The sequence below is a fragment of the Mesorhizobium sp. M4B.F.Ca.ET.203.01.1.1 genome, assembly GCF_004791025.1.
In the GTDB taxonomy this organism is placed as follows: Bacteria; Pseudomonadota; Alphaproteobacteria; order Rhizobiales; family Rhizobiaceae; genus Mesorhizobium; species Mesorhizobium abyssinicae.
Genome location: NZ_SRUO01000016.1, coordinates 21,082 through 45,122, shown reverse-complemented (window position 1 = coordinate 45,122; position 24,041 = coordinate 21,082). Strand labels below are relative to the sequence as shown.

Below are 24,041 nucleotides of genomic sequence, written 5' to 3'. Positions count from 1 at the left end.
TTTTGCCGCCCTCTCCGCCGGGCGGACGGCGAAGGGTCAGTAAGCATATTCCATGAACACCGGCTCGATCGAGCCGCCCCAGCGCGTGTGGTAGGCCGACAGCATTTCCTCGGCGCTGGTCGTGCCGCGCGCCACGACTTCGTCCAGCGTGTTCAGGAACGAGGTCTCGTCATAGCCGTCGCGGTTCTTGCGGGCGCGGTTCTTCAGCCCCGAGCGCGAAATGGCGAGCACGTCGCGGGCGACATCGCGCAAGGTCGTGTTGCGGAACGGCGCCGAAATGCCCAGCTCCGGCACCGCGTTGCGCATTGCCAGCACTTCCTGGTAGGTCCAGCTCGCGGTCAGCGCCTCGGCGGCCTCCAGCGCCGCCTCGTCGTAGAGCAGCCCGACCCAGAAGGCCGGCAGCGCGCAGATGCGTCGCCACGGCCCGCCGTCGGCGCCGCGCATTTCGAGGAAGCGCTTCAGCCTGACGTCGGGGAACAGCGTCGACAGATGGTTCGCCCAGTCGCCCATCGTCGGCAGCCCGTCCGGGACCTCATTGCGGGCGGCCCCCGCCATGAACTGGCGGAAGGTGATGTGCGTCATGTCGTGATAGTGGCCGTCGCGGATGACGAAATACATCGGCACGTCGAGCGCCCATTCGACATAGTCGGCGAAGCCGAAATCGCGCGAGAAGCAGAATTCGAGCAGGCCGGAGCGCTGGTTGTCGGTGTCGCGCCAGATATCGCCGCGCCAGCTCTGCAGTCCGTTCGGCCGGCTTTCGGTGAAGGGCGAGTTGGCGAACAGCGCCGTCGACAGCGGCTGCAGCTTGAGCGAGACCTGCATCTTGCGGCGCATGTCCGCCTCGCTCTCGAAGTCGAGGTTCACCTGGATGGTGCAGGTGCGGTACATCATGTCGAGGCCCCTGGTGCCGACCTTCGGCATGTAGCGCGTCATGATCTCGTAGCGCGACTTCGGCATTTTCGGCGTTTCGGCGAGCGACCATTTCGGGCTGCCGCCGAGGCCGAGGAAGCGGATGCCCAGCGGTTCGGCGATCTCGCGCACCTGGGAGAGGTGCGCGTTGCCCTCGCGGCAGGTCTGGTGGATCGACTCCAGCGGCGCGCCCGACAGTTCGAACTGGCCGCCGGGCTCCAGCGAGATCGCCCCCTGGCCGGTCGGCTCGACCAGGCCGATGATGCGTCCGTCGTCCAGGATCGGGTCCCAGCCGAGCTTTTGCTGCATGCCTTCGAGAATGGCGCGGATGCCGCGCTCGCCGCCATACGGCACCGGCGCGTTGCCGTCGACATAGAACGGAAACTTCTCGTGCTCGGTGCCGATGCGCCATTGCTCGCGCGGCTTGTTGCCTTCGGCAAGATAGGCGACGAGCTCGTCGACGCCCTCGATGGGCCGGAAATCGGTTGTGTCGCGCGCCATGGGAAGCCCTCCGCAGCGGCTATCTCGCCGCCGGGCGCTAAATGGACGAAATGTCAGTAGCCGATCAAGCGAAAAATCCTGAGCCAAGGCTCAACTGGATTTGATCACCAGTCGCCGATCGTGGCCTGCATCACCGCGAGCGCGGCCACGGCGGCGGTGTCGGCGCGCAGGATGCGTGGCCCAAGCGGGATGGCGGTGACGAAAGGCAATGCCCTCAGCATCTTGCGCTCGTCGTCGGAAAAGCCGCCTTCCGGCCCGACCAGCAGCGCGAGCTTTGTCTCGCCGACCGCCTGCAGCGCCGGCAGAGGGTTGTTGGTCGAGGCATCCTCGTCGCAGAAGATCAGCCGCCGTTCCTTGTCCCAGCCTGTCAGCAGGCGCTCGAACTTTTCCGCCTCGCGCACCTCGGGCACGGCGAGGATGCCGCATTGCTCGGCCGCCTCGACGACATTGGCGCGCAGCCGATCGATGCCCGGTTTTGCAACCTGCGTATGCTGGGTGATCACCGGTTGCAGGATGCCGGCGCCCATCTCGACCGCCTTCTGCACCAGGTAGTCGAGCCGTCCTTGCTTCAGCGGCGCGAAGCAGTAGACGAGGTCGGGCAGCTGCGGCTGCTGCCGCTGTTGGTCGAGCACCTTCAGCCGCACCGCCTTCTTGGATCTGGCGGCGATCGCCGCCAACCATTCGCCGTCGCGGCCGTTGAAGACCAGGATCTCGGCGCCTTCGGAAAGGCGCAGCACATGCATCAGGTAATGGCTCTGCTGCTGCCCGGCATCGAATTCGATGCCCGCTCCGAGGTCGTCCGGCACGAACAGCCGCTGCATCTTGTAATTGGCGCGCATCGCCGAGCAATGGGCGAGGCGGACTTTGCCGTCAAGCCTCGGCCGAAGGGTGCCATGCCGGCGCGTAGCCTTGCCGCAGCACCGAGATGGTGGTCGCCGGTGTCAGCAGGCGAAGCGGCCGGCCACCCAGGTCACCGAAAGCGGCCGCTGTGCCGTAGCCCGCGAACGACCAGCGCAGCGCCTTGCCGCCACGCAGGGCATAGGCCGTGTTGCCGTCCGCGACCATGGCGCCATCGGGAAGGGCGTCCAGCTCTTCGGGCTTGACCGTTGGCGGCTGGCCGCCCGAGGCCAGCCGCTCTTTGTGCAGCCGCTTGTCGAGCATCGGCGCGCGCGGCTCGGCGATGGCGGAGGTCTCGCCGAACCGGCGGACGAAGTCGCTGGCCCGTTCGCGCCGGCAAAAGAAGCAGGGCCGATGGCCGGCGGCCAGCGCCGTCACCTCGTCGAGGAAGAACAGTTCGGTCCAGCCCGCCTTGCCGCCCGGCCTGTTGCGGCCCATCGGCTCGCGTCGCACATTGCGAAATTGGCACACGCAGATGATCCAGGCCTCAAGCGCCTAGCGCTTCTTCAGCAACGTCTTCGTCTCGGGGTCGTGGATGATGCCGCGATTGCCGGTGAACAGGCCGCGTTCGGGCACGGCATGGATGGCGCCGAACGGATCGACCCGGTTCTGCAGTGGCATAGGCGTTCCTTCTTGGCTGCGATGCGGGCACCATGATATCGCTCGCGGGCTCAATATCATGTCAGCAGGGTTTCGATGCGCGTCCTGGTCGTCCAGAATTTCGACAATGAAGGCCTTGGCCAAATTGGCGCAGCGCTGGTCGAGGCCGGCGCCGATATCGATCTGCGCAAGCCCTGCAACGGCGAGGCCTTGCCCGGGCACAGCGGCGAGCATGACGCCATGGTCGTGCTCGGCGGCGCCCAGAACGCGCTCGATGACGAGCTTTGCCCCTATTTCCCCGAACTGCTCGATCTGACCCGCGACTTCGCCGACAGGGACCGCTCGGTGCTCGGCATCTGCCTCGGCGGCCAGTTGCTGGCGCGGGCCTTCGGCGGCGAGAACCAGATCGGCGGCGCCACCGAGTTCGGCTGGCACCAGGTGTCGCTGACGCCGGCGGCGAAGACCGATCCGGTGCTGGCCGCCTTGCCGGAGAATTTCCCGATCTTCGAATGGCACGACGACACCTTCGTGCTGCCGCAAAATGCCGTGCGGCTGGCAGGCAGCGCCGTCGCCGAGAACCAGGCCTTCCGCCTTGGCCGCGCCGTCTACGGCTTCCAGTTCCATTTCGAGGCGGACACGCCGATGGTGCGCGACTGGAGCACGTCCTTCGCCTCCCTCATCGCCGAGCGCCATCCCGACTGGAACGACCGGCTCGACGGCGAAATCACCCGCAATGGTTCCGATGCCGACGCCGCCGGTCTGGCCATTGCCCGCGCCTGGGTGGCGACCATCTGAGGCGTGTCGATATTCGGGTGAGGCCGGCCTGCAATGCGCTTCCGGTGCTCACGTACTTCAAAGTACGCTCCGCTCCGGTTCTCAGAGGCCATCGTTTTCGGCTCGGCCTGACCTGAATCTCAACCCACCTTGGCGCACACCGACCTGGGGCGGCGTGACATTATTGGCACGCCACGGCAGTTCCGGCTGGGGAAAACCCTTTTCATCCTTGGTTTGTGTCCGCGCGCCATCCTAGAAGGCGCGCGCTTTGTATCGCCGGTGCAACCGCGATGAACCTTATGTGTGATCCGCGCGACACACCGGCGATACGGAATCTGCTTAGAAACGCGAAATCGTCGAAACATTGAGACGCATTTTATCGTTTCAACGCATTGGTAACCGGGTCGTGCACAGATGCAGGAAGCTCAACCAGAGATGACGTCCGTGAAAGCAGCGCTTCTGTCCTTTATCATGCTGTCTGCCATCGTCCTGTGCGGCCTCGGCATCTATTCGGCCGACGCCGCCAACAATCACCAGGCCGTCGACGGCTACGGCGTCACCGCCGCCCTTCGCTAAAGCCTGGTCCTTCCCGACAAACGGAAAGCTGATCCCATAGCCGGGATCATGACTGGAACCGCTGCGCCTCGACCGTCAGGATGCGCTTATCCGCGCCGTCGACGACGAGCGCGCTGAGCGTTCCCGAATGCCATGCGAGCGTGTCGACATTGACGCGGTTGGCCATGATTTCGGCCTCCGGCACCGGTGTGTGCCCATGCACGATCACTTTCGGATAAAGGCCGGGGTGATCGTGAAAGGCGTCGCGAATCCAGATCAGGTCCTGCGGACTCTGGCTTTCGAGCGGTACGCCTGGCCGAATGCCGGCATGGCAGAAGAAGAAGTCGCCGAACGCCACCGAAAACGGCAGTGAGCGCAGGAAGTCGACATGGGCTCGCGGCACGGCCGCGACCAGGGTCGCGTGTCCCTCCCGCAATGCCGTCTCCGCCGTGCCGAACCAGCCACTGGCCGCAGGCAGCGTCACGCCGTAGGACTGCGCCGTTTGGATGCCGCCATAGCGCATGAACAGGCCGTCCGCGTCGGGCTCGGCGAGAAAGTCGAGGAAGCCGACATCGTGGTTGCCGGCAAGCATCAGATGGCGCGGGTCGCGTGCCCTTGCGTCGAACAGGAAATCGATCACGCCCCTGGAATCCGGACCACGGTCGGTATAGTCGCCGAGATGGATGACGCGCCAGTCGGCGGTCGGCTTGTATTCGAGCTCGCTCTCGATCCGGCGGTGCATGGCGGCCAGAAGGTCGAGCCGGCCATGCACGTCGCCGATGGCGTAGAGCCGCAGGCCTTCCGGCCCGCGCGCGTCGAGATAATGGATGCCGGTTTCGGTCACGGCGAGCGTCTTCCCGTATCGATCATCACGGGAAACTAGAGCGCATAGGTGAATAGGCCCTAGCGCCTCAGCTGGTCCTTGCCCATGTCGGTTACCAAACGCTTACCGCACAGCGCCAGCGTGATGTCCATCTCCTTGCGGATAATCTCCAGCGCCTTGGTGACCCCGTCCTTGCCCATGGCGCCGAGGCCGTAGAGGAAGGGCCGGCCGATATAGGTGCCCTTGGCGCCGAGGCAGAGCGCCTTGAGCACGTCCTGGCCCGAGCGGATGCCGCCATCCATGTGCACCTCGATCCTGTCGCCGACGGCGTCGGCGATCTCCTCCAGCACCTCGATCGACGAGGCGGCGCCGTCGAGTTGGCGTCCGCCATGGTTGGAAACGACGATCGCATCGGCGCCGGTCTGGGCCGCCATCAGCGCGTCCTCCTTGTCGAGGATGCCCTTCAGGATCAGCTTGCCGCCCCAGCGTTCCTTGATCCAGGCGACATCCTTCCACGAAAGCTGCGGATCGAACTGCTCCGTCGTCCACGACGACAGCGAAGAGACGTCGCCGACCCCCTTGGCGTGTCCGACAATGTTGCGGAAGGTGCGGCGCTTGGTGCCAGCTATGCCCAGACACCAGCGCGGCTTGAGCGCCAGGTCGATGATGTTGGCGAGCGTCATCTTCGGCGGCGCTGACAGGCCGTTGCGGACATCCTTGTGGCGCTGGCCGAGGATCTGCAGGTCGAGCGTCAGCACCAGAGCCGAGCAATTCGCCGCCTTTGCCCTGTCGATGAGGTTGAGGACAAAGTCCTTGTCGCGCAGCACGTAGAGCTGGAACCAGAACGGCTTCTTCGTCACTGAGGCGACATCCTCGATCGAGCAGATACTCATTGTCGACAGCGTGAACGGCACGCCGAATTCCTCCGCCGCCTGGGCCGCCAGCATCTCGCCGTCGGCGTGCTGCATGCCGGTCAGCCCGGTTGGCGCCAGCGCCACCGGCATCGCCACCTTCTCGCCGATCATGGTCGTTTCCAGCGAGCGGTTGCTCATATCGACCAGCACGCGCTGGCGGAACTTGATTTTGGCGAAATCCTCCTCGTTGGCGCGGTAGGTGCTTTCGGTCCAGGCGCCGGAATCGGCGTAGTCGAAGAACATCTTCGGCACGCGGCGGCGCGCCAGGTCCTTCAGATCGGCAATGGTGAGGATGTCGCTCATGGTCTTTCCCGCTGGGTGTTCGCTAATTCGTTGTCTTGGCGCCGTCGCCGGCCTCGGAGCGCTGTCTTAGCCTCAGCCGTGACACGCGCTGCCAGTCGCCGCTGCGTTCGGCCTCGAGCATCGAGCGCTCGACATAGGAGATGTGGTCCATGGCCGCCTCCCGGGCAGCAGCCGGATCGCCGGCCTTGATCGCCGCATAGATCGCCCGGTGCTGGTGAAGCAGCGCCTCGCGCGCGCCGGGCACGCTGAACACCAGAAGCCGGTTCTGGAACACACCTTCCGACAACAGCCGGTAGCAGGAGCGCAGCGTATGCAGCAGGATGATGTTGTGCGCGCATTCCGAGATGGCGTGGTGGAACTCGATGTCGATCTCGGCCTCGTCGTCGAAATCGCCGGTGCGGTGCGCCTCGTCCATGCGGGCCATGATGCTGTCGAGCAGCGTAAGGTCTTCCGGCGTGGCGCGCCGCGCCGCGTATTCGGCGGCGACCGCCTCGATCTCGCGGCGATACTCCAGATAGTCGGTCACCGCCTTGCGGTGCATCGAGATGAGGTCGGTCACCGGCTTGGTGAACAGCTGGCCGATGACGTCGGCGACATGGGTACCGCCGCCGGCCTTGGTCGTCAGCAGCCCGCGCCCCTCCAGCGCCTTCAGCGCGTCGCGCAGGATCGGCCGCGACACGTCGAACTGGCGCGCCAGCTCGCGCTCGCCCGGCAGCCGGTCGCCGGTGCGCAGCACGCCTTCCAGGATCAGGCTCTCGATCTGCTGCACCACCTCGTCGGCGGTGCGCGAATGCTCGATCCTGGAGAAAATATCGCTCAACGGGGCGCCTGGGAAAGGGAAGCGGTTGTCGCCCAGATTAAAGCCTCTGTCCCCAACTGGTCAAATTATTTATCCAATTCCTCCGATGTGGCTCGCTGCCGACGCCGCCCTCCTATATGCCCGTCAGCTAAACTTTGCTGTTTGCGTCTCCGGGCGATTGGCCCTAGAGGACGCCGATACACGCAGGGTCAAGAACAGGGGGACCGGCCGTGTCGGACGAGACGTCCATCGAATTCCAGCCACGCGCCCAGGGCAGCGTCATGGGTTTTCCGGCGCATGGAGGCCGCGCCGGCGCGCTTGGCGAGGTCCATGCCCGGCCGCATCCGCTGATCGAGAAGTCGCGCGTGCTGATCCAGCTTTCCTTCATGACCGAAGGCGGCTCTGGCGTCGACCACGCGGTGCTTTCGGAGATGTCGCGACGCCTTGGCATCGCCGCCCCCGACCGCCAGGCCCGCCACCATGCCATGAAGTGGGGCAAGGGCTCGTTGCGCTGGGAACGGCACACCGAATTCTCCACCTACCTGTGGGAAGGGCCGCTTGCCGAAAGCGCCGGATCGCAGGAGGATTCGCCTTTTGGCAACGGGTTTTCGCCGCCGGGCACGGTCATATCCGGGATCAGGCTCGAGATCCGTAAATGGACGCAAACCAGCGAAAAGCTCATTGCCGATTTCGACCCGACCAGCCTCTGCTACTCTCTGGTCGGCCGCGGCAACGCGGCCATCGTCACCGACTTCCGCCAGGACGGCGACGGCCTGACGCGCATGCTGGTGCTCGACCGCGGGCTGACGCCGGCCAGCACCGGCGCGCTGTCACAGCGGCTGCTCGACATCGAGACCTACCGGACGCTGGCCATGCTCGGCCTGCCGCTTGCGCTGACGCTCTCCGGCCGCGCCCGCCGCATCGAGGACCGGCTGGCGCAGACCACGCTGGAAATGAAGGGGGCAGAGACCCGCGACAGCCAGACGCTGCTTGCCGACCTGACCGAGCTGGCCGCCGAATTGGAGGCGGATGCCGCCTCCAGCCTCTATCGCTTCGGCGCCAGCCGCGCCTATGACGGCATTGTCGTCGAGCGGCTCGAGGCGCTGGAGGAAGAGCCGGTGTCCGGCTACGACACCTGGGCGGGCTTCCTGCAGCGGCGCATGGCGCCGGCCATGCGGACCTGCCGCTCGGTCGAGGAGCGGCAGGCCAACCTGTCGCGCAAACTCACCCGCGCCACCACGCTCCTGCGCACCTGGGTCGATGTCGAGGTCGAGAAGCAGAACCGCGACCTGCTGGCCTCGATGAACAACCGCGCCCGCCTGCAGCTGCGCCTGCAGCAGACGGTCGAGGGGCTTTCCGTTGCCGCCGTTTCCTATTACGTCGTCGGCCTCATCTCCTATCTCGCCAAGGGCGCCTCGATCTTCGGCCACGCCTTCGCGCCCGAAATCGTCACCGCCGCCGCGGTGCCAGTCGTCGTGCTGCTGGTCTGGTGGGGGGTGCGCCGCGTGCGGCGCATGCACTCTGAGCCGGCGAAGCATCCGGGCGAGTAGTCTCCCGCCTCGAGGGGGAGATGTCGCCGAAGGCGACAGAGGGGGTAGCCTCGCGTGGGACGCCAACCTCGTTCGCGACGGAAGATGCGCTGGCGATCTGTGCGAGACGACCCCTCTGACCGCTTCGCGGCCATCTCCCCCTCAAGGGCCTCAAGGGGGGAGAACATCAGCGGCAGATTGCCGCTGCGGAAGCGCGGCCTGCACCCATTGTCTCATCCGACCAAGGCAGGGGTTTGCAACAAACGCGCTTCACTGGTAAAAGATTTTGACCAGTCGAGTGGAGGAAAGCGCCGATGTCCGGCCTTGCCATGCCGAAGCCAGACGCCGCCACCATGCGCCGGCGCGCCGAGATCGTCGCCGACATGCGCATCATCGTGCCGGGCGAGGGTGTCGTCGACGCGGCCAATGAAATGCGCGCCTTCGAGAGCGACGGCCTCACCGCCTATCGGCAGTTGCCGCTTGTCGTCGTGCTGCCGGAAACGGTGGCGCAGGTCTCGCGGGTGCTCAAATATTGCAACGATCGCAACATCCGCGTCGTGCCGCGCGGCTCGGGCACTTCGCTGTCGGGCGGCGCGCTGCCGCTCGAGGATGCGGTGCTTCTGGTGATGAGCCGCTTCAATCGCATCCTTGCGATCGACTATCCGAACCGCATTGTCGTTGCCCAGCCCGGTGTCACCAATCTCGGCATCACCACCGCCGTCGAGCAGGAGGGCTTTTACTACGCCCCCGATCCATCCTCCCAGATCGCCTGCTCGATCGGCGGCAATGTCGCCGAGAACTCCGGTGGCGTGCACTGCCTGAAATACGGGCTGACCGCCAACAATGTGCTCGGCATCGAGATGGTGCTGATCAATGGCGAGGTGGTGCGGCTAGGCGGCAGGCATCTCGATGCCGAGGGCTACGACCTGCTCGGCGTCATGACCGGCTCCGAAGGATTGCTCGGCGTCGTCACCGAGGTCACGGTGCGCATCCTGAGGAAGCCGGAGACGGCGCGCGCGCTGTTGATCGGCTTTCCGACCAGCGAGCAGGGTGGCCAGTGCGTCGCCGACATCATCGGCGCCGGTATCATTCCCGGCGGCATGGAGATGATGGACCGGCCGGCGATCCACGCCGCGGAGGATTTCGTCCATGCCGGCTATCCGCTCGACGTCGAGGCGCTGCTGATCGTCGAGCTCGATGGACCAGGCGTCGAGGTCGATCACCTGATCGGCCTCGTCGAGGCGATCGCCTATCGCAACGGCTCGACCACCTGCCGCATCTCGCAGTCGGAGCAAGAGCGGCTGAGTTTCTGGGCCGGCCGCAAGGCGGCCTTCCCGGCGGTCGGCCGCATCTCGCCCGACTATTACTGCATGGACGGCACCATCCCGCGCAAGGAACTGCCCCGCGTGCTCGCCGGCATGCGCGACCTGTCGGAGAAATACGGGCTCGGAGTCGCCAACGTCTTCCATGCCGGCGACGGCAATCTGCATCCGCTGATCCTCTACGACGCCAATGTGCCGGGCGAACTCGACAAGGCCGAGAATTTCGGCGCCGACATTTTGCGCCTCTGCGTCGAGGTTGGCGGCGTGCTGACCGGCGAGCATGGCGTCGGCGTCGAAAAGCGCGACTTGATGCCGGAAATGTTCAACCAGGTCGACCTCGACCAGCAGATGCGCGTCAAATGCGCCTTCGACCCCAACCACCTGCTCAACCCCGGCAAGGTCTTCCCGCAGCTCCGCCGCTGCGCCGAGCTGGGGCGCATGCACGTGCATCGCGGGCAGGTGGCGTTTCCGGACATTCCGAGGTTTTGATGGGGGCCCAGGATCAAAGTTCCTCGCCCCCGCAAAGCGGGGGAGAGGTGGCTCGGGCGAAGCCCGAGACGGAGAGGGGGACACCCTCTCAGCCAAGCCGCCGCTCGCCAGAGAAAATTGCTCGTGCGCGCGAGCTTCGTCATGGTGAGAATCAGGCGGAGGCAACCCTCTGGAACGAACTGAAGGCAAAGAAACTGGGCGGATACAAATTCATTCGCCAAATGCCCGTCGGCTCGTACTTCGCGGATTTTGCTTGCAGAAACCAACGTTTGATCGTGGAGCTGGACGGCAGCCAGCATGCTGAGAGTAGCTATACAGACGGCGAGACGAGTTCATGCGAGGCGAAGGCTTCTCGGTGTTGCGCTTCTGGAATCTCGACGTGTTGAAGAACAAAAGGAGTGTTTGCGAAACGATCCTTGCAGCGCTTGAAGGGCGGCTCGCCGAAGATGTTGTCGCTCCGGACCTCAGGTTTGTTTTCGCCGCCAAGAAGATCGGAGACAGCGCTCTATGATGGCCCCCTCTCCGTCTCGGGCTTCGCCCGAGCCACCTCTCCCCCGCTCTGCGGGGGCGAGGAAGGGCGCGCTTCGATGACCACCTTCACCCCATCCACCGCCGCCGAAGTCCTCTCCACCGTCCAGTGGGCGGCGGCGGAGGAAGCGCCACTGGAGATCGTCGGCCACGGCTCCAAGCGTGGCATCGGGCGTCCGCAGCAGAGCGAGCACACGCTCGACCTTTCGAAACTTGCCGGCGTCACCCTCTACGAGCCCGCCGAGCTGGTGCTGTCGGCCAGAGCCGGCACGCCGCTCGCCGACATCGACAAGCTGCTCGCCGAAAACGGCCAGCAATTCGCATTCGAGCCGATGGACTATGGCCCGCTGCTCGGCGGCGAGCCGGGCCAAGGGGGCAAGAGCGGCACGATCGGCGGCGCGCTTGCCGCCAACCTGTCAGGCCCGCGCCGGCTCAAGGCGGGGGCCGCGCGGGACCATATTCTCGGCATATCGGCGGTTGCCGGCCGCGGCGAGGCCTTCAAGTCTGGCGGTCGCGTCGTCAAGAACGTCACCGGCTACGATCTGTCGAAGCTGATGGCGGGAAGCTGGGGCACGCTCGCCGTGCTCACCGACGTCACCTTCAAGGTGCTGCCGGCGGCGGAGACCGAGGTGACTTTAGCCATCCGCGGCCTGCTCGATGATGCTGCCGTCGCGGCGATGGCGCTCGCGCTGGGCTCCAGCGCCGAAGTGTCGAGCGCCGCGCACCTGCCTGAGCGCATCACAGCACGCGTTGCTACCGGCAAGCATGGCAGCGATGCCGCGACGCTGCTGCGCGTAGAGGGTTTTGGCCCTTCCGTGGTCTATCGCATCGAGGCGCTGAAGAGCCTGCTCGGCAAAGCAGGGCCGCTGGAGGAGATCGCCGGCGAGGCGTCGAAGGCCATCTGGCGCGATATCCGCGATTGCATACCCTTCGCCGATGGCGGCGCGAGACCGGTCTGGCGTGTGTCGATGGCGCCGTCGCAGGCGCATCACATGGTGATGGCCCTGCGCATGCAGGCGGCGGTCGACGCTTTCTACGATTGGCAGGGCGGTCTGGTCTGGCTGTCGATGCGCGAGAACGACCCCGAGGCCGACCTGCTGCGCAGCCTGATCCGCAAGCATGGCGGCGGCCACGCGACGCTGGTGCGCGCCGCACCCGCGCATCGCGCCGCGCTGCCGGTGTTCGAGCCGCAGCCGCCGCATCTGGCGGCGCTGTCGGCAAGGCTCAAGGCCGAATTCGACCCCAAGCATATCCTCAATCCCGGCCGAATGGCGCCGGGTTCCAGCTCTGCTACTCTGGCACACTCATCGGAAGGAGCAGCGCAATGAGCAACATCAATCAAGGCCCGGGCGGCGGACCTCGCCAGACCGATCGCTGGCTGGAGCCGGGTTCGACCAACGCCCTGGTCATCTACATTCTCTATCTCGCCGGCCTCGTCATTGGCGTCACCGGCATCGTTGGCATCGTGCTTGCCTACATCAACCGCGGCAAGGCCGGCGGCTTCGTCGAAAGCCACTACACCTTCCTGATCAGGACCTTCTGGATCGGTTTGCTCTACGCGCTGATCTCCGTGGTCCTGATGATGCTCGTGATCGGCTTCCTGCTGATGTTTGCCGCTGCCGTCTGGTTCATCGCCCGCTGCATCCTCGGGCTGCAGGCGCTGCAGCGCGGCGAGCCGGTCAAGAACCCGCAAAGCTGGCTCCTCGGACAATAGGACTCCCCGGTGCAGACCAACTTCTCAGCCGCCCAGCTTGCCGATCCGCACGTCGCGGAATCGGAAAAGATCCTGCGCAAATGCGTGCATTGCGGCTTCTGCACCGCCACCTGCCCGACCTATGTGACCTTGGGCAACGAGCTGGATTCGCCGCGCGGGCGGATTTATCTCATCAAGGACATGCTCGAGAACGGCCGGCCGGCTGACAAGGAGATCGTCACCCATATCGACCGCTGCCTGTCCTGCCTCGCCTGCATGACGACATGCCCCTCGGGCGTCAACTACATGCATCTGGTCGACCATGCCCGCGCCCACATCCAGAAGACTTACAAGCGGCCGCTGCTCGACCGGCTGACGCGAACCGTGCTGGCTTTCGTGCTGCCCTATCCCTCGCGCTTCCGCGCCGCATTGAAGCTGGCCGGGCTCGGCAGGCCGTTCATCGGCCTGTTCGAAAAGCTGCCGGCGCTAAAGCCTGTCGCCGCCATGCTCAGGCTTGCGCCATCCTCGATCCCGGCGGTGTCGGCAATGGCCTTGCCTGGCGTGCACGCCGGGCAGGGCACGCGCAAGGGTCGCGTTGCCATCCTGACCGGCTGCGCGCAGTCGGTGCTCGATCCGGCCATCAACGAGACGACCATCTCGCTGCTGACAAGGCTCGGCGTCGAGGTGGTGGTGCCGGAAGGCGAGGGCTGCTGCGGCGCGCTCGTCCACCATATGGGCCGCGAGGAGGCAGCCCTTGCCTCGGCGAGGCGGAACGTCGACGCCTGGACGCGCGCCATCGACCAGGGCGGGCTCGATGCTATCGTCATCACCGCATCGGGCTGCGGCACCACGATCAAGGACTACGGCTTCATGCTGCGCCTCGATCCGGCCTATGCCGAAAAGGCCGCGCGGGTCTCGGCGCTGGCCAAGGACATCACCGAATATCTGGCCGGTCTCGACCTGCCCGAACCGCTGCGCAAGCCCGGCACTGTCGTCGCCTATCATTCGGCCTGCTCGATGCAGCACGGCCAGAAGATCACCCGGCAGCCGAAGGAGCTGCTGGCCAGGGCGGGCTTTGTCGTGCGCGAGCCGCGCGAAGGGCATCTTTGTTGCGGCTCGGCTGGCTCCTACAACATCCTGCAGCCCGAGATCTCGGCAAAACTGCGCGACCGCAAGGTGAAAAATATCGAGGCGACAGGCGCCGAAATCGTCGCCACCGGCAACATCGGCTGCATCACCCAGATCGCGTCCGCCGCGAAGCTGCCGGTGGTGCACACGATAAAACTGCTCGACTGGGCCTATGGTGGCCCGAAGCCGGAAGGCGTTTCCGACTCGACGATGGTCGCGGCAGAGTGATGCAGTTCCTCCAGGTTTCGACTTGGCCAGATAATTCTTCGGACTGTCGGCGCTGCCCCTCACCTGCCTGCCGGCGTCCTCTCCCCGTAAAGTGACGGGGAGAGGGTGCTGTCATGGCTGATTTCGCCAATCACCAGCGTTGCAAGAGGGTCGCCGCCGTCGCAGCCAGCCCCTTCTCCCCGTCACCATACGGGGAGAAGTGCCCGGCAGGGCGATGAGGGGCGGCGCCAGCTTCGACAAATGGCGTGTCTGCAAAAAACTGGAAACGGCTTTGGTTGACGTAATAGCCTCGGGCGTGTGACCGCGTTACTCCGCCGCGAGCTTGTCCGCCACGCCGTAGGTCGCCTGGTAGAGGGCGCGCTGGCGGCTGAGCGCCACCATCGTGTTGCGCAGCAGGATGGCCACCGTGATCGGGCCGACGCCGCCCGGCACCGGCGTGATCCAGGAGGCCACATCCTTGACGCTTTCGGTGTCGACGTCGCCGACGATGCGGGTCTCGCCGTCCGGTCCGATCTCGGAATTGATGCCGATGTCGATGACGGCGGCGCCCGGCTTCACCATGTCGGCCTTGATCAGCCGCGGCTTGCCGACGGCGACGAACAGCGCATCGGCGCGCCGCGCATGCGCTGCCACCGAGCGCGTCATGTGGTGGCACACGGTCACCGTCGCGCCCTCGCTCATCAACAGGAAGGCGATCGGCTTGCCGACGATCTCGGAATGGCCGACGACGACCACCTCGAGCCCCTTGAGGTCGAGGCCGGTCTCCTTGAGCAGCTCGACCGAGGCCGCCGCCGTGCAGGGCGCCAGGTCGAGCTGGTTGTAGACGATGTTGCCGATCGACGCCGGATGCATGCCCTCGACGTCCTTTAGCGGATGCACCGCCGCCTGCAGCGTCTTGATCGGGATGTGCACCGGCACCGGCCGCTGGATGATGATGCCGGTGACGCGCGGATCGGCATTGAGGCCGTGGATCGCGGCCTCCAGTTCGCCGGCGGTGATGTCGGCGGCAAAGCGCCGTTCCTCGAAGCCGATGCCGGCCAGTTCCGCCTTGGCGCGCTGGTTGCGCACATAGACATCGACCGCGGCGGTGTCGCCGACGGTGATCGACACCAGCTTCGGCGGAAAACCTTCGGCGGTGGCGATCGCGGCGTCCTCGCGCACGGAGGCGATGATGCGCTGGGCCACCGGCCCACCCTTGAGATAGCGGCTGTCGTCGGACCGGGACATGGTTGACCTTTGGTGTCGGGAATTGTGCGCTGCAATAGCAGAGGCCGTCCGGGAAATCAGCCTCCGAAAACGAAACGCTCTGCCTTCAGCGCGACGCGTTTTGCCTCGAAAGGCGAAAGGGCAGCACGGTTTCCCGTGCTGCCCTTTCGTGACCGGCCGCATCCCCACACGGCCCGTCCCCCGTTAACTCGTTGCCAGTCTAAGCACGTCTCCCGAATATGCGCTATGGCTTGGGAGCAACAGCTGGCGCCAAAATTAGTCGGCGCTGCCTGACCGGCAGATTCGCAGTCCCTAAATCACCACCACCGTCGTTCCGACATTGACGCGCTCATAGAGGTCGACGACGTCCTCGTTGCGCATGCGGATGCAGCCGGAAGATACGGCGCCGCCGATCGTCCATGGCTGGTTGGTGCCGTGGATGCGGTATTCCGTCGTGCCGAGATAAAGCGCACGGGCGCCCAGCGGGTTCTCCTCGCCGCCGGCCAGATAGGTCGGCAGATAGCGGCCCTTGGCGGCCTCGCGCTTGATCATCACCGCCGGCGGGCGCCAGTCGGGCCAGACGCGTTTGTCGGTGATCTTGTGCGTGCCCGACCATTCGAAGCCCGGCTTGCCGGTGCCGACGCCGTAGCGCCTCGCCTTGCCGTCCTTCTCGACCAGATAAAGGAAATTCTGGTGCGTATCGATGACGATGGTGCCTGGCTTCTGCGGCCCGTCGAACGCGACTTCCTGCGGCAGGTAGATCGGGTTGATCTGCGGCCGCATCGCCGTGCGCCGGGCCGGCTGCTGCACCGCCGCCGTGCGCTGCTGGTCGGGCTGGACCTGCAGATAGCGCCGCTGCGGCTGCTGCACCATCTGGCGGGTCTGCCGCACGATACCAGGCGCATGGCCGAGCTGCAGCACCCAGGGCGCCGAAAGGTCGGGGCTCACCATCACCGGCGGCCGGTCGGCATAGCGGTCATCGGCATTGGAGGAGGTGGCGCCGGCGGCAAGAACCGTCGCGGCACCCAGCAGGGAAAACAAGACTGTCTTCATCGGAACGCACCTTGATCGTCGAACGGACGGAGGCACGAAACCGCCCCCGGTTGCGCGATCCTTGGCGCCAAGCGGCAACCGAAACATGAATCGGAATGCGTAAAATGCCGATGTGTCAGTAAACCTTTTGGTGTGGTTACCGGCCGGTTCAGGAATCTGGTAAAGCCACGGTAAAACAGGCGCCGAGGCGCATTAACGAATGGATTTCTGGCAATGGGAACTGAAAATGCCGGCCTGCTCGACGGTCCCGACGGCAAGGCGCGCTGCTTCTGGCACGGCAATCTGCCGGACTATATGCACTACCACGACCGCGAATGGGGCCGCCCGGTAACGGACGACCGGCGGCTGTTCGAGAAGATCTGCCTCGAAGGCTTCCAATCCGGCCTTTCCTGGCTGACCATCCTGCGCAAGCGCGAGAATTTCCGCGAGGCCTTCGCTGGCTTCGACTTCGACAAGGTGGCTCAATTCACCGACAAGGATGTCGAGCGCCTGCTCGGCAATGCCGGCATCATCCGCCATCGCGGCAAGATCGTCTCGACCATCAACAACGCCAAACGTGCGCGCGAAATGGTCGACGAGTTCGGCTCGCTGGCCGCCTGGTTCTGGAAGTTCGAGCCGGGGGCCGGCGAACGGCCCGAAATCGTCGACCTCGCCCATCTGCGCGCCAATCCGACGACGGCGGTCTCGGTCCGCATCTCGAAAGAGCTGAAGAAGCGCGGTTGGAGCTTCGTCGGCCCGACCACCGTCTATGCCTTCATGCAGGCTATGGGCCTGGTCAACGACCATCTCGAAGGATGCGTCTGCCGCAAGGAGGTGGAGGCGGAGCGGAAGAGGTTCAAACGGCCGAAGTGACTTCCTTCCCCTTCTCCCACAAGGGAGAAGGTCAGGTCGCGCCCTCAGATGCCGCTGGCGCCGGTCAGGAACAGGCCGGCGACGATCGCCGCCAGCGCGGCGAAGGCCGGGTAGATGACCAGCAGGCCGGTCATCAGCGCATCGCGCATCGACGAGCCCTGGCGCGGCTCCACCTCGAACGGGCCCGCCACCTGGCTCACCGTTACGAGGGCCTGGCCATCGGCCGGACGCAGCCGCGCGGGCAGTTCGCGCGCGCCGCTGTCGATTGTGTCGAATTGTCCCGTGGTGCTCATAGCCCCGAACCCGTTGGTTTCGGTGCGCTTTATCGGCTGCGATTGTGTCGGCACGATGCCGCGCTGATGGCGGAATTGTTTCCTTTTTGGTGGGGTTGGTTTCAGAAATGCCTTAGGCGTTCCAAACTACTAACCACAGCAATTGGTGCTTACGTCTTCAGCTGCCTGGCGCTGCCCCTCATCGCCCTGCCGGGCACTTCTCCCCGTATAGTGACGGGGAGAAGGACGCCGTCATCGCCGATTTCGCCAATCGCCAACGTTGGAATTGTAGCACCGGCGCCGAAGTCTCTCCTTCTCCCCGTCACTATACGGGGGAGAAGGTGCCGGCAGGCGGATGAGGGGCGGCGCGGCGTTCGCAAACTGTCCGAACTCAAGCCTCGTTGCGGATCGAGCCGCAAACCCTTGCCGCACCAAGCGGCATCGGCTAGGACACGCCCGCCGTGGAAAGCGGTAATCTAACCGGCCCACGCAACGCCACGAAACACCGAGTACCCATCCCATGGCCGACAAATCGGAAAAGACGAAAGCGCGGCTGCCGCGCGGGTTTGCCGACCGCGGCGCCGATGACATCCGCGCCGTCGAGAAGATGATGGCGACCATTCGCGGCGTCTATGAGCTCTACGGCTTCGAGCCGGTCGACCAGCCGATGATCGAATACACCGACGCGCTCGGCAAATTCCTGCCCGACCAGGACCGGCCGAACGAAGGCGTCTTCTCCTTCCAGGACGATGACGACCAGTGGCTGTCGCTGCGCTACGACCTGACCGCGCCGACGGCGCGCTTCGTCGCCGAGAATTTTGACAAGCTGCCGAAACCCTATCGCAGCTACCGCTCGGGCTGGGTGTTCCGCAACGAGAAGCCCGGTCCCGGCCGCTTCCGACAGTTCATGCAGTTCGACGCCGATACGATTGGCACGCCGGGCGTCGCGGCGGATGCCGAGATGGCGATGATGATGGCCGACGTCATGGAAGCGCTCGGCATCAAGCGCGGCGACTACGTCATCCGCGTCAACAATCGCAAGGTGCTGGACGGCGTGCTGGAAGCGATCGGGCTCGGCGGTGACGAGAATGCGGGGCGCCGGCTGACGGTGCTGCGCGCGATAGACAAACTGGACAAGCTCGGGCCGGAAGGCGTGAGGCTCCTGCTTGGTCCGGGGCGCTGGGATGGCGGCAAGGAAGGCGAAGGCGATTTCGCGAAGGGCGCCGGACTGAAAGACACGCAGGCCGAAGCTGTGCTGCTTGCAACGGCGAGGAACGGACAGGGTGGCCAGGATAACAGCGTCAGTTCCAACGCCGTCTACCAGGAAGGCGTCGCCGAACTTGCCACGATCGAAGCTCTGGTCAGAGCGGCAGGATATGGCGAAGACCGGGTCGCCATGGACCGCTCCGTCGTGCGCGGTCTCGAATACTACACCGGCCCCGTCTTCGAGGCCGAGCTGCTGGCCGAGATTCCCAACGAGGACGGCCAGATCGTGCGCTTCGGTTCGGTCGGCGGCGGCGGCCGTTATGACGGGCTGGTCTCGCGCTTCCGCGGCGAGCCGGTACCGGCGACCGGCTTTTCCATCGGCGTCTCGCGTCTGATGACCGCGCTGAAGAACCTCGGCAAGCTCGACATCTCCGATGTCATCGCTCCGGTCGTCGTGCTGGTCATGGACAAGGACACGGAAAGCCTCGGCCGCTACCAGAAGATGGTCGCCGAGCTGCGCGCCGCCGGCATCCGCTCCGAAATGTATCTCGGCGGCGCCGGCATGAAGGCGCAGCTGAAATACGCCGACCGCCGCGGCAGCCCGGTCGCCATCATCCAGGGCGGCGACGAGCGTGCCCGGGGCGAGGTGCAGATCAAGGACCTGATCGAAGGCGCGCGCATGTCGGCCGAGATCACCGACAACGCCGAATGGCGCGCCGCTCGCCCGGCACAGGTGACGGTGGCGGAGAGCGAACTGGTTGGCGAGGTGAAGAAGATCCTGGCGGCTCAGGCCGAGGAGCGGGCACGTGGCAGGTAAGGCGCCGACCTCCCCTTCTCCCCTTGTGGGAGAAGGTGGCCGAGCGAAGCTCGGTCGGATGAGGGGTGTTCCAGGGAACGCCAACGTCTCATTCCTTCCAGCACCCCTCAACCGTCTCGGCGCTGCGCGCCGATCCACCTTCTCCCACAAGGGGAGAAGGGAAGGGCGTGCCGCATGACCTCCCGCTACCCCGCCATCGCCGCCGACATCGCCAAGCTCTTCGCCGCGCGCGACACGCACGCCGTGGAGGTCGCTGTGCTGCAGCCGGCCGATCCGTTCCTCGACATGGCCGGCGAAGACCTGCGCCGCCGCATCTTCCTCACCGAGAGCGAGACCGGCAGGGCGCTGTGCCTGCGCCCGGAATTCACCATTCCCGTCTGCCTCGACCATATCGCCAGCCAGGCCGGCACGCCGCGCCGCTATTCCTATCTCGGCGAAGTGTTCCGCCAGCGCCGCGAGGGCGGCAATGAATTCTTCCAGGCCGGCATCGAGGATCTCGGCGACCGCGACACGGCGGCTGCCGACGCCCGCTCGCTGGCCGACGCGCACGCGCTGCTGACGCTGGCGCTGCCAGGCCAGGCGCTGGCCGTCACGCTTGGCGACCAGACCGTCTTCGAGGCGGTGCTGGCAGCCCTTGGCTTGCCGCGCGGCTGGCGCATGCGGCTGGCGCGGGCCTTCGGCTCGGCGCCGATGCTGGAGGCGGCATTGGCCGACCTCGCCAACCCGCCGCGCAACAGCCAGCTTTCCGGCCCGGTCGCCACACTGGTGCTCGACGGCGACGTCGAGAGTCTTGCCGCTCACATCGCCGGCGGCATGGAGGAAGCCGGCCTGTCGGCATCGGCCGGCCGCTCGCCTTCCGACATCGCGCGGCGGCTGATCGAGAAGGCCGAGCTGCGCAGCGTCAGGCTGTCCAACGAGGCGTTCTCGGCGCTGAAAGGGTTTCTGGCGATCGACGTACCGCTTAACAGTGCGGCGCAGGCGCTGGAAAGCTTCGCTTCCGGCGCGGGCCTTTCCCTGGGCGCGGCGCTAGACAATTTCGCCGCCCGCGCCAGAGCGATCGAGGCTCACGGCCTGCCAACGGCGGATATCCACTACGATGCCGCTTTCGGCCGTCCGCTCGACTACTATACCGGCCTCGTCTTCGAGATCGCGGCCAAGCGCGTGGAGAGGCCGCTGGCCGGCGGCGGCCGCTACGACCGCCTGCTGACGCTGCTCGGCGCGAAGACGCCGATCCCCGGCGTCGGCTTCTCGGTTTGGCTCGACCGCATCGAGGCGCTGCGGGAGAAGGCCAAATGATCACGCTCGCGCTCCCGTCGAAGGGCCGGCTGAAGGAGGAGGCTCTGGACGTGCTGGCCAAGGCCGGCCTCACCGTCAGCCTGCCCAGCGACGAGCGCAAATACCGCGCCCGCATCGAGGGCATGGAGGCCGTCGAGGTCGCCTTCCTGTCGGCCTCCGAGATCGCCGGCGAGATCGGCCAGGGCTCGGTCGATCTCGGCATCACCGGCGAGGACCTGCTGCGCGAAAACCTGGCCGACTGGGAAGCGCGCGCCGAGATCGTCGCCCGCCTCGGCTTCGGCCATGCCGACGTCGTGGTGGCGGTGCCCGACATCTGGCTCGACGTCGAGACCATGGCCGATCTCGACGATGTCGCCGCCGACTTCCGCCAGCGCCACGGCAGGCGGCTGAGGATCGCCACCAAATACTGGCGGCTCACCCAGCAGTTCTTTTCGCAAAAGCACGGTATCCAGGTCTATCGGATCGTCGAGAGCCTGGGCGCCACCGAGGGCGCGCCGGCGCAAGGGCTGGCCGACGTCATCGTCGACATCACCACCACCGGCTCGACGTTGCGCGCCAACCACCTCAAGGTGCTTGCCGACGGCGTCGTGCTGCGATCGCAGGCGTGCCTTGTGGCGTCGAGGAAGACGCGTGGAGCAGCGGACCAAGCCGTCTTGCGCGACATAGCGGCGAAGATGGCGTCCGTGAACGGATAGCAACCGAGGTCGGCGCCGCCCCTCGGCGACGCGCCCTTACTCCCCGTCACCGTACGGGGAGAAATGCCCGGCAGGCAGCGCCAACATATCGAAACATAATCACCGTGACGGGCATTCGAGCCTCAGGCGATTGCCCTCCATACCATCGGCCAGTTCCCACCGCCGCCGTCGACTGATAGGCTCGGCTAATCCCGGGAGGAGACGGCGATGGCGATCAAACTCGACGAGCTCATGAACGCCACCAATCTGCGCGGGCGCAGCGCAAGGGGCACCTTTATTGCCCCGGTCGATGGCAAGGCGCATGTCTCGGGCGACCATTCGGTGCCCTTGCTCGACAAGACCATCCCGGAACTGTTTTCCGACACGGTCAGCAAATACGGCACGCTCGACGCCGCCGTCTTCGTCGGCCAGGACAAGCGCTTCACCTGGAGCGAGCTGTCGGACACGGTCGATGCCCTGGCTGCCGGCTTCCTGGCGCTTGGCCTTGAAAAGGGCGACCGCGTCGGCATCTGGTCGCCCAATCGCTGGGAATGGCTGGTGACGCAATTCGCCACCGCGCGCATCGGCCTGATCCTGGTCAACATCAATCCGGCCTACCGGCTGACCGAGCTTGAATATGCGCTGAACAAGGTCGGCTGCAAGGCGCTGGTCACGGCCGCCAGTTTCAAGACGTCGGACTATCTCGGCATGATCGAGACGCTCGCGCCCGAGATCGCCAAGGCCGAACCCGGCAAGCTCAAGGCGAAAAAGCTGCCGGCGCTGAAGATCGTCATCCGCATGGGCGAGGACAATTCGCCCGGCATGTTCAATTTCGGTGACGTGCTTGCCATGGCCGGGCGCGACGAGCACGATAGCCTCGACCGCATCTCCGAGGGGCTGAAGCCCGGAGAGGCGATCAACATCCAGTTCACCTCAGGCACGACCGGCGCGCCGAAGGGCGCCACGCTCACCCATTTGAACATCGTCAACAACGGCAATTTCGTCACCTCGGCGATCAAGCTCACCGTCGACGACCGGCTCTGCATCCCGGTGCCGCTCTATCACTGCTTCGGCATGTCGATGGGCACGATGGGCTGCGTCACCAAGGGCGCCACCATGGTGTTCCCGGGCGAAGGCTTCGATGCCGGCGCCACGCTGAAGGCGGTGGCGCAGGAACGCTGCACCGGCCTCTATGGCGTGCCGACCATGTTCGTCGCCATGCTCGACCATGCGGATTTTTCGTCCTTCGACCTCTCCAGCCTGCGCACCGGCATCATGGCCGGCTCGCCATGCCCGATCGAGGTGATGAAGAAGGTTGTGTCGCTGATGCATATGTCTGAGGTGACCATCGCCTACGGCATGACCGAGACCAGCCCGGTCTCCTTCCAGAGCGGCGTCGACGATCCGCTGGAAAAGCGCGTCTCCACCGTCGGGCGCATCCAGCCGCATGTCGAGGTCAAGGCCGTCGATGCCGACGGCGCCACGGTCGCGGTCGGTGCGCCGGGCGAACTCTGCACGCGCGGCTATTCGGTGATGAAGGGCTATTGGGACGACGTGGAAAAGACCCGCGAGGCGATCGACGCCGACGGCTGGATGCACACCGGCGACCTCGCCACCATCGACGCCGAGGGCTATTGCAACATCGTCGGCCGGGTCAAGGACATGGTCATCCGCGGCGGCGAGAACGTCTATCCGCGCGAGGTCGAGGAGTTCCTCTACCGCCATCCCAAGGTCAAGGAAGTGCAGGTGTTCGGCATTCCCGATGACAAATATGGCGAGGAGCTGTGCGCCTGGATCGTGCTGAAGCCCGGCCAGATCGCCACCGCGGAGGAGATCAAGGCCTTCTGCGCCGGCCAGATCGCGCACTACAAGGTGCCGCGCTATATCCGCTTCCGCACCGAACTGCCGATGACGGTCACCGGCAAGCCGCAGAAATTCCTGATGCGCGACACGATGATCGAAGAACTGGGTTTGGTGGTGCAGAAGACGGCGTGAAACGGCATTTATGGACAACGAGTTTCCGAATTTCGCGGCGCTGAAGGCCGCCAAAACCGAAAACATAGATTATCGCATAGTCGTCCGGCTCGGAGCGCGAACCGGCAGTGCGATCGTCATGGCCCCGCATGGCGGCAAGATCGAGCCCCGCACTTCCCTGATCACCGAGACAATAGCAGGGCGCGATCTCGACATGTATTGCTTTGAAGGGCTCATGCCGGAAAGCAACCGAGAGCTGCACATAACATCCAGGAACTTTGACGAGGCAACCGCGCTGGAACTGTTGCGGACCAAGTCCACGGTCGTCGCCATCCACGGTCGTCAGGATCGGGACGATCCCTCGACAGTTTACCTCGGCGGCAAGGACGCCGCGTTGGTTTCGGAGATAGCCTGGCGTCTGCAGGAGGCCGACTTCCAGACGCAAAAGGACAACCATCCCTTTCCAGGTATCCAGGATTTGAACATCGTCAACCGAGGCTTGACGGGGAAAGGAGCACAGCTGGAAGTGCCCTTGTCGTTGCGCCGTCGACTGGGGAGCGAGTTGGAACTTCTGGAACGATTTTGTGGGGCGGTTCGCAAGGCCATCGAGACATTCGATGCGCAAAACGGTGCCCAGGCCTCAATCGTGTTTTGAATGGTGCGCTTGGCAGGCAAAGATGCCTGTGAGAGGTGCCCCCG

21 protein-coding genes and 2 pseudogenes are annotated in these 24,041 nt (G+C 65.4%); 14 read left to right on the top strand and 9 right to left on the bottom strand.

Translation table 11 applies throughout. The features are described from left to right. Positions 1 to 36 precede the first annotated feature (36 nt). From EN846_RS26705 to EN846_RS26695, 3 genes and pseudogenes are all read right to left on the bottom strand, one after another. The gene (locus EN846_RS26705) at positions 37 to 1,410 is read right to left on the bottom strand and encodes a glutamate--cysteine ligase (RefSeq protein ID WP_127393043.1); all 1,374 of its coding nucleotides are present in this window, start codon (positions 1,408 to 1,410) and stop codon (positions 37 to 39) included. Between the two features lie 104 nt (positions 1,411 to 1,514). After that, positions 1,515 to 2,249, bottom strand: coding sequence for a 16S rRNA (uracil(1498)-N(3))-methyltransferase (locus EN846_RS26700; protein ID WP_127393042.1), 735 nt, complete (start codon positions 2,247 to 2,249; stop codon positions 1,515 to 1,517). Positions 2,250 to 2,280: 31 nt separating this feature from the next. Then, positions 2,281 to 2,928: pseudogene (locus tag EN846_RS26695) on the bottom strand (hypothetical protein). A gap of 75 nt (positions 2,929 to 3,003) precedes the next feature. On the opposite strand from EN846_RS26695, the gene EN846_RS26690 reads away from it, so the two are divergent. Further along, entirely contained in the window at positions 3,004 to 3,702 is a 699-nt protein-coding gene (locus EN846_RS26690) for a type 1 glutamine amidotransferase (RefSeq protein ID WP_127393040.1), read from the top strand. Between the two features lie 414 nt (positions 3,703 to 4,116). Beyond that, positions 4,117 to 4,257: a hypothetical protein gene (locus EN846_RS26685; RefSeq protein ID WP_189340537.1), complete on the top strand. Its 141-nt coding sequence runs from the start codon at positions 4,117 to 4,119 to the stop codon at positions 4,255 to 4,257. A 46-nt stretch (positions 4,258 to 4,303) separates the two neighbouring features. Here the strand turns inward: EN846_RS26685 and EN846_RS26680 are convergent, their stop codons facing one another. Genes EN846_RS26680 through EN846_RS26670 form a run of 3 tightly spaced genes read right to left on the bottom strand, consistent with a single transcriptional unit; the run spans position 4,304 to position 7,096 of the window. Beyond that, positions 4,304 to 5,080, bottom strand: coding sequence for a metallophosphoesterase family protein (locus EN846_RS26680; protein ID WP_127393039.1), 777 nt, complete (start codon positions 5,078 to 5,080; stop codon positions 4,304 to 4,306). Positions 5,081 to 5,139: 59 nt separating this feature from the next. Beyond that, positions 5,140 to 6,276: an alpha-hydroxy acid oxidase gene (locus tag EN846_RS26675; protein ID WP_127310491.1), complete on the bottom strand. Its 1,137-nt coding sequence runs from the start codon at positions 6,274 to 6,276 to the stop codon at positions 5,140 to 5,142. A 22-nt stretch (positions 6,277 to 6,298) separates the two neighbouring features. Beyond that, positions 6,299 to 7,096 (bottom strand): FCD domain-containing protein, encoded by a 798-nt coding sequence (locus EN846_RS26670; RefSeq protein WP_127393187.1) that lies wholly within the window; start codon positions 7,094 to 7,096, stop codon positions 6,299 to 6,301. Positions 7,097 to 7,305: 209 nt separating this feature from the next. Between EN846_RS26670 and EN846_RS26665 the strand changes: the two genes are divergently transcribed. The 6 genes and pseudogenes from EN846_RS26665 (at position 7,306) to glcF (ending at position 13,992) form a co-directional block, all read left to right on the top strand. After that, on the top strand, positions 7,306 to 8,625 hold the full coding sequence (locus tag EN846_RS26665) for a DUF3422 family protein (RefSeq protein ID WP_127393188.1): 1,320 nt from the start codon (positions 7,306 to 7,308) through the stop codon (positions 8,623 to 8,625). A 293-nt stretch (positions 8,626 to 8,918) separates the two neighbouring features. Continuing rightward, positions 8,919 to 10,415, top strand: a complete 1,497-nt coding sequence (locus EN846_RS26660; protein WP_127393189.1) for an FAD-linked oxidase C-terminal domain-containing protein — start codon at positions 8,919 to 8,921, stop codon at positions 10,413 to 10,415. Further along, positions 10,415 to 10,926 (top strand): annotated as a pseudogene (locus EN846_RS26655) (DUF559 domain-containing protein). The gene EN846_RS26660 and the pseudogene EN846_RS26655 overlap by 1 nt, the downstream one beginning before the upstream one ends. A gap of 76 nt (positions 10,927 to 11,002) precedes the next feature. After that, entirely contained in the window at positions 11,003 to 12,271 is a 1,269-nt protein-coding gene (gene glcE, locus EN846_RS26650; protein ID WP_127393190.1) for a glycolate oxidase subunit GlcE, read from the top strand. Then, positions 12,268 to 12,657, top strand: a complete 390-nt coding sequence (locus EN846_RS26645; RefSeq protein WP_126056406.1) for a DUF4870 domain-containing protein — start codon at positions 12,268 to 12,270, stop codon at positions 12,655 to 12,657. The genes glcE and EN846_RS26645 overlap by 4 nt, the downstream gene beginning before the upstream one ends. A 9-nt stretch (positions 12,658 to 12,666) precedes the next feature. Beyond that, a complete protein-coding gene (gene glcF, locus EN846_RS26640; protein ID WP_128346513.1) occupies positions 12,667 to 13,992 on the top strand; it encodes a glycolate oxidase subunit GlcF in 1,326 nt (441 codons plus the stop codon). Positions 13,993 to 14,298: 306 nt separating this feature from the next. Here glcF and EN846_RS26630 read toward each other — a convergent pair whose 3' ends face one another. Both EN846_RS26630 and EN846_RS26625 read right to left on the bottom strand, forming a co-directional pair. Beyond that, entirely contained in the window at positions 14,299 to 15,219 is a 921-nt protein-coding gene (locus EN846_RS26630) for a bifunctional 5,10-methylenetetrahydrofolate dehydrogenase/5,10-methenyltetrahydrofolate cyclohydrolase (protein WP_128275002.1), read from the bottom strand. A gap of 291 nt (positions 15,220 to 15,510) precedes the next feature. Beyond that, complete coding sequence (locus EN846_RS26625; RefSeq protein WP_127393816.1) at positions 15,511 to 16,251, bottom strand: L,D-transpeptidase; 741 nt, start codon at positions 16,249 to 16,251, stop codon at positions 15,511 to 15,513. 213 nt (positions 16,252 to 16,464) lie between these two features. Here EN846_RS26625 and EN846_RS26620 point away from each other — a divergent pair, with 213 nt between their 5' ends. Beyond that, positions 16,465 to 17,103 carry a DNA-3-methyladenine glycosylase I gene (locus EN846_RS26620; RefSeq protein WP_127393817.1) on the top strand — a complete coding sequence of 213 codons (639 nt, stop codon included), beginning with the start codon at positions 16,465 to 16,467 and terminating at the stop codon, positions 17,101 to 17,103. Between the two features lie 44 nt (positions 17,104 to 17,147). On the opposite strand, the gene EN846_RS26615 is transcribed toward EN846_RS26620, so the two are convergent. After that, positions 17,148 to 17,396: a hypothetical protein gene (locus tag EN846_RS26615; RefSeq protein ID WP_127393818.1), complete on the bottom strand. Its 249-nt coding sequence runs from the start codon at positions 17,394 to 17,396 to the stop codon at positions 17,148 to 17,150. 499 nt (positions 17,397 to 17,895) lie between these two features. On the opposite strand from EN846_RS26615, the gene hisS reads away from it, so the two are divergent. The 5 genes from hisS (at position 17,896) to EN846_RS26585 (ending at position 23,997) form a co-directional block, all read left to right on the top strand. Then, the gene (gene hisS / locus EN846_RS26605; RefSeq protein WP_127393819.1) at positions 17,896 to 19,398 is read left to right on the top strand and encodes a histidine--tRNA ligase; all 1,503 of its coding nucleotides are present in this window, start codon (positions 17,896 to 17,898) and stop codon (positions 19,396 to 19,398) included. 174 nt (positions 19,399 to 19,572) lie between these two features. Further along, positions 19,573 to 20,694, top strand: a complete 1,122-nt coding sequence (locus EN846_RS26600) for an ATP phosphoribosyltransferase regulatory subunit (protein ID WP_135898955.1) — start codon at positions 19,573 to 19,575, stop codon at positions 20,692 to 20,694. Continuing rightward, positions 20,691 to 21,389 carry an ATP phosphoribosyltransferase gene (hisG, locus tag EN846_RS26595; protein ID WP_128346190.1) on the top strand — a complete coding sequence of 233 codons (699 nt, stop codon included), beginning with the start codon at positions 20,691 to 20,693 and terminating at the stop codon, positions 21,387 to 21,389. The genes EN846_RS26600 and hisG overlap by 4 nt, the downstream gene beginning before the upstream one ends. A gap of 207 nt (positions 21,390 to 21,596) precedes the next feature. Then, positions 21,597 to 23,363 carry an AMP-binding protein gene (locus EN846_RS26590; RefSeq protein ID WP_127285375.1) on the top strand — a complete coding sequence of 589 codons (1,767 nt, stop codon included), beginning with the start codon at positions 21,597 to 21,599 and terminating at the stop codon, positions 23,361 to 23,363. A 10-nt stretch (positions 23,364 to 23,373) separates the two neighbouring features. Continuing rightward, complete coding sequence (locus EN846_RS26585; protein WP_127392761.1) at positions 23,374 to 23,997, top strand: poly-gamma-glutamate hydrolase family protein; 624 nt, start codon at positions 23,374 to 23,376, stop codon at positions 23,995 to 23,997. Positions 23,998 to 24,041: the final 44 nt, after the last annotated feature.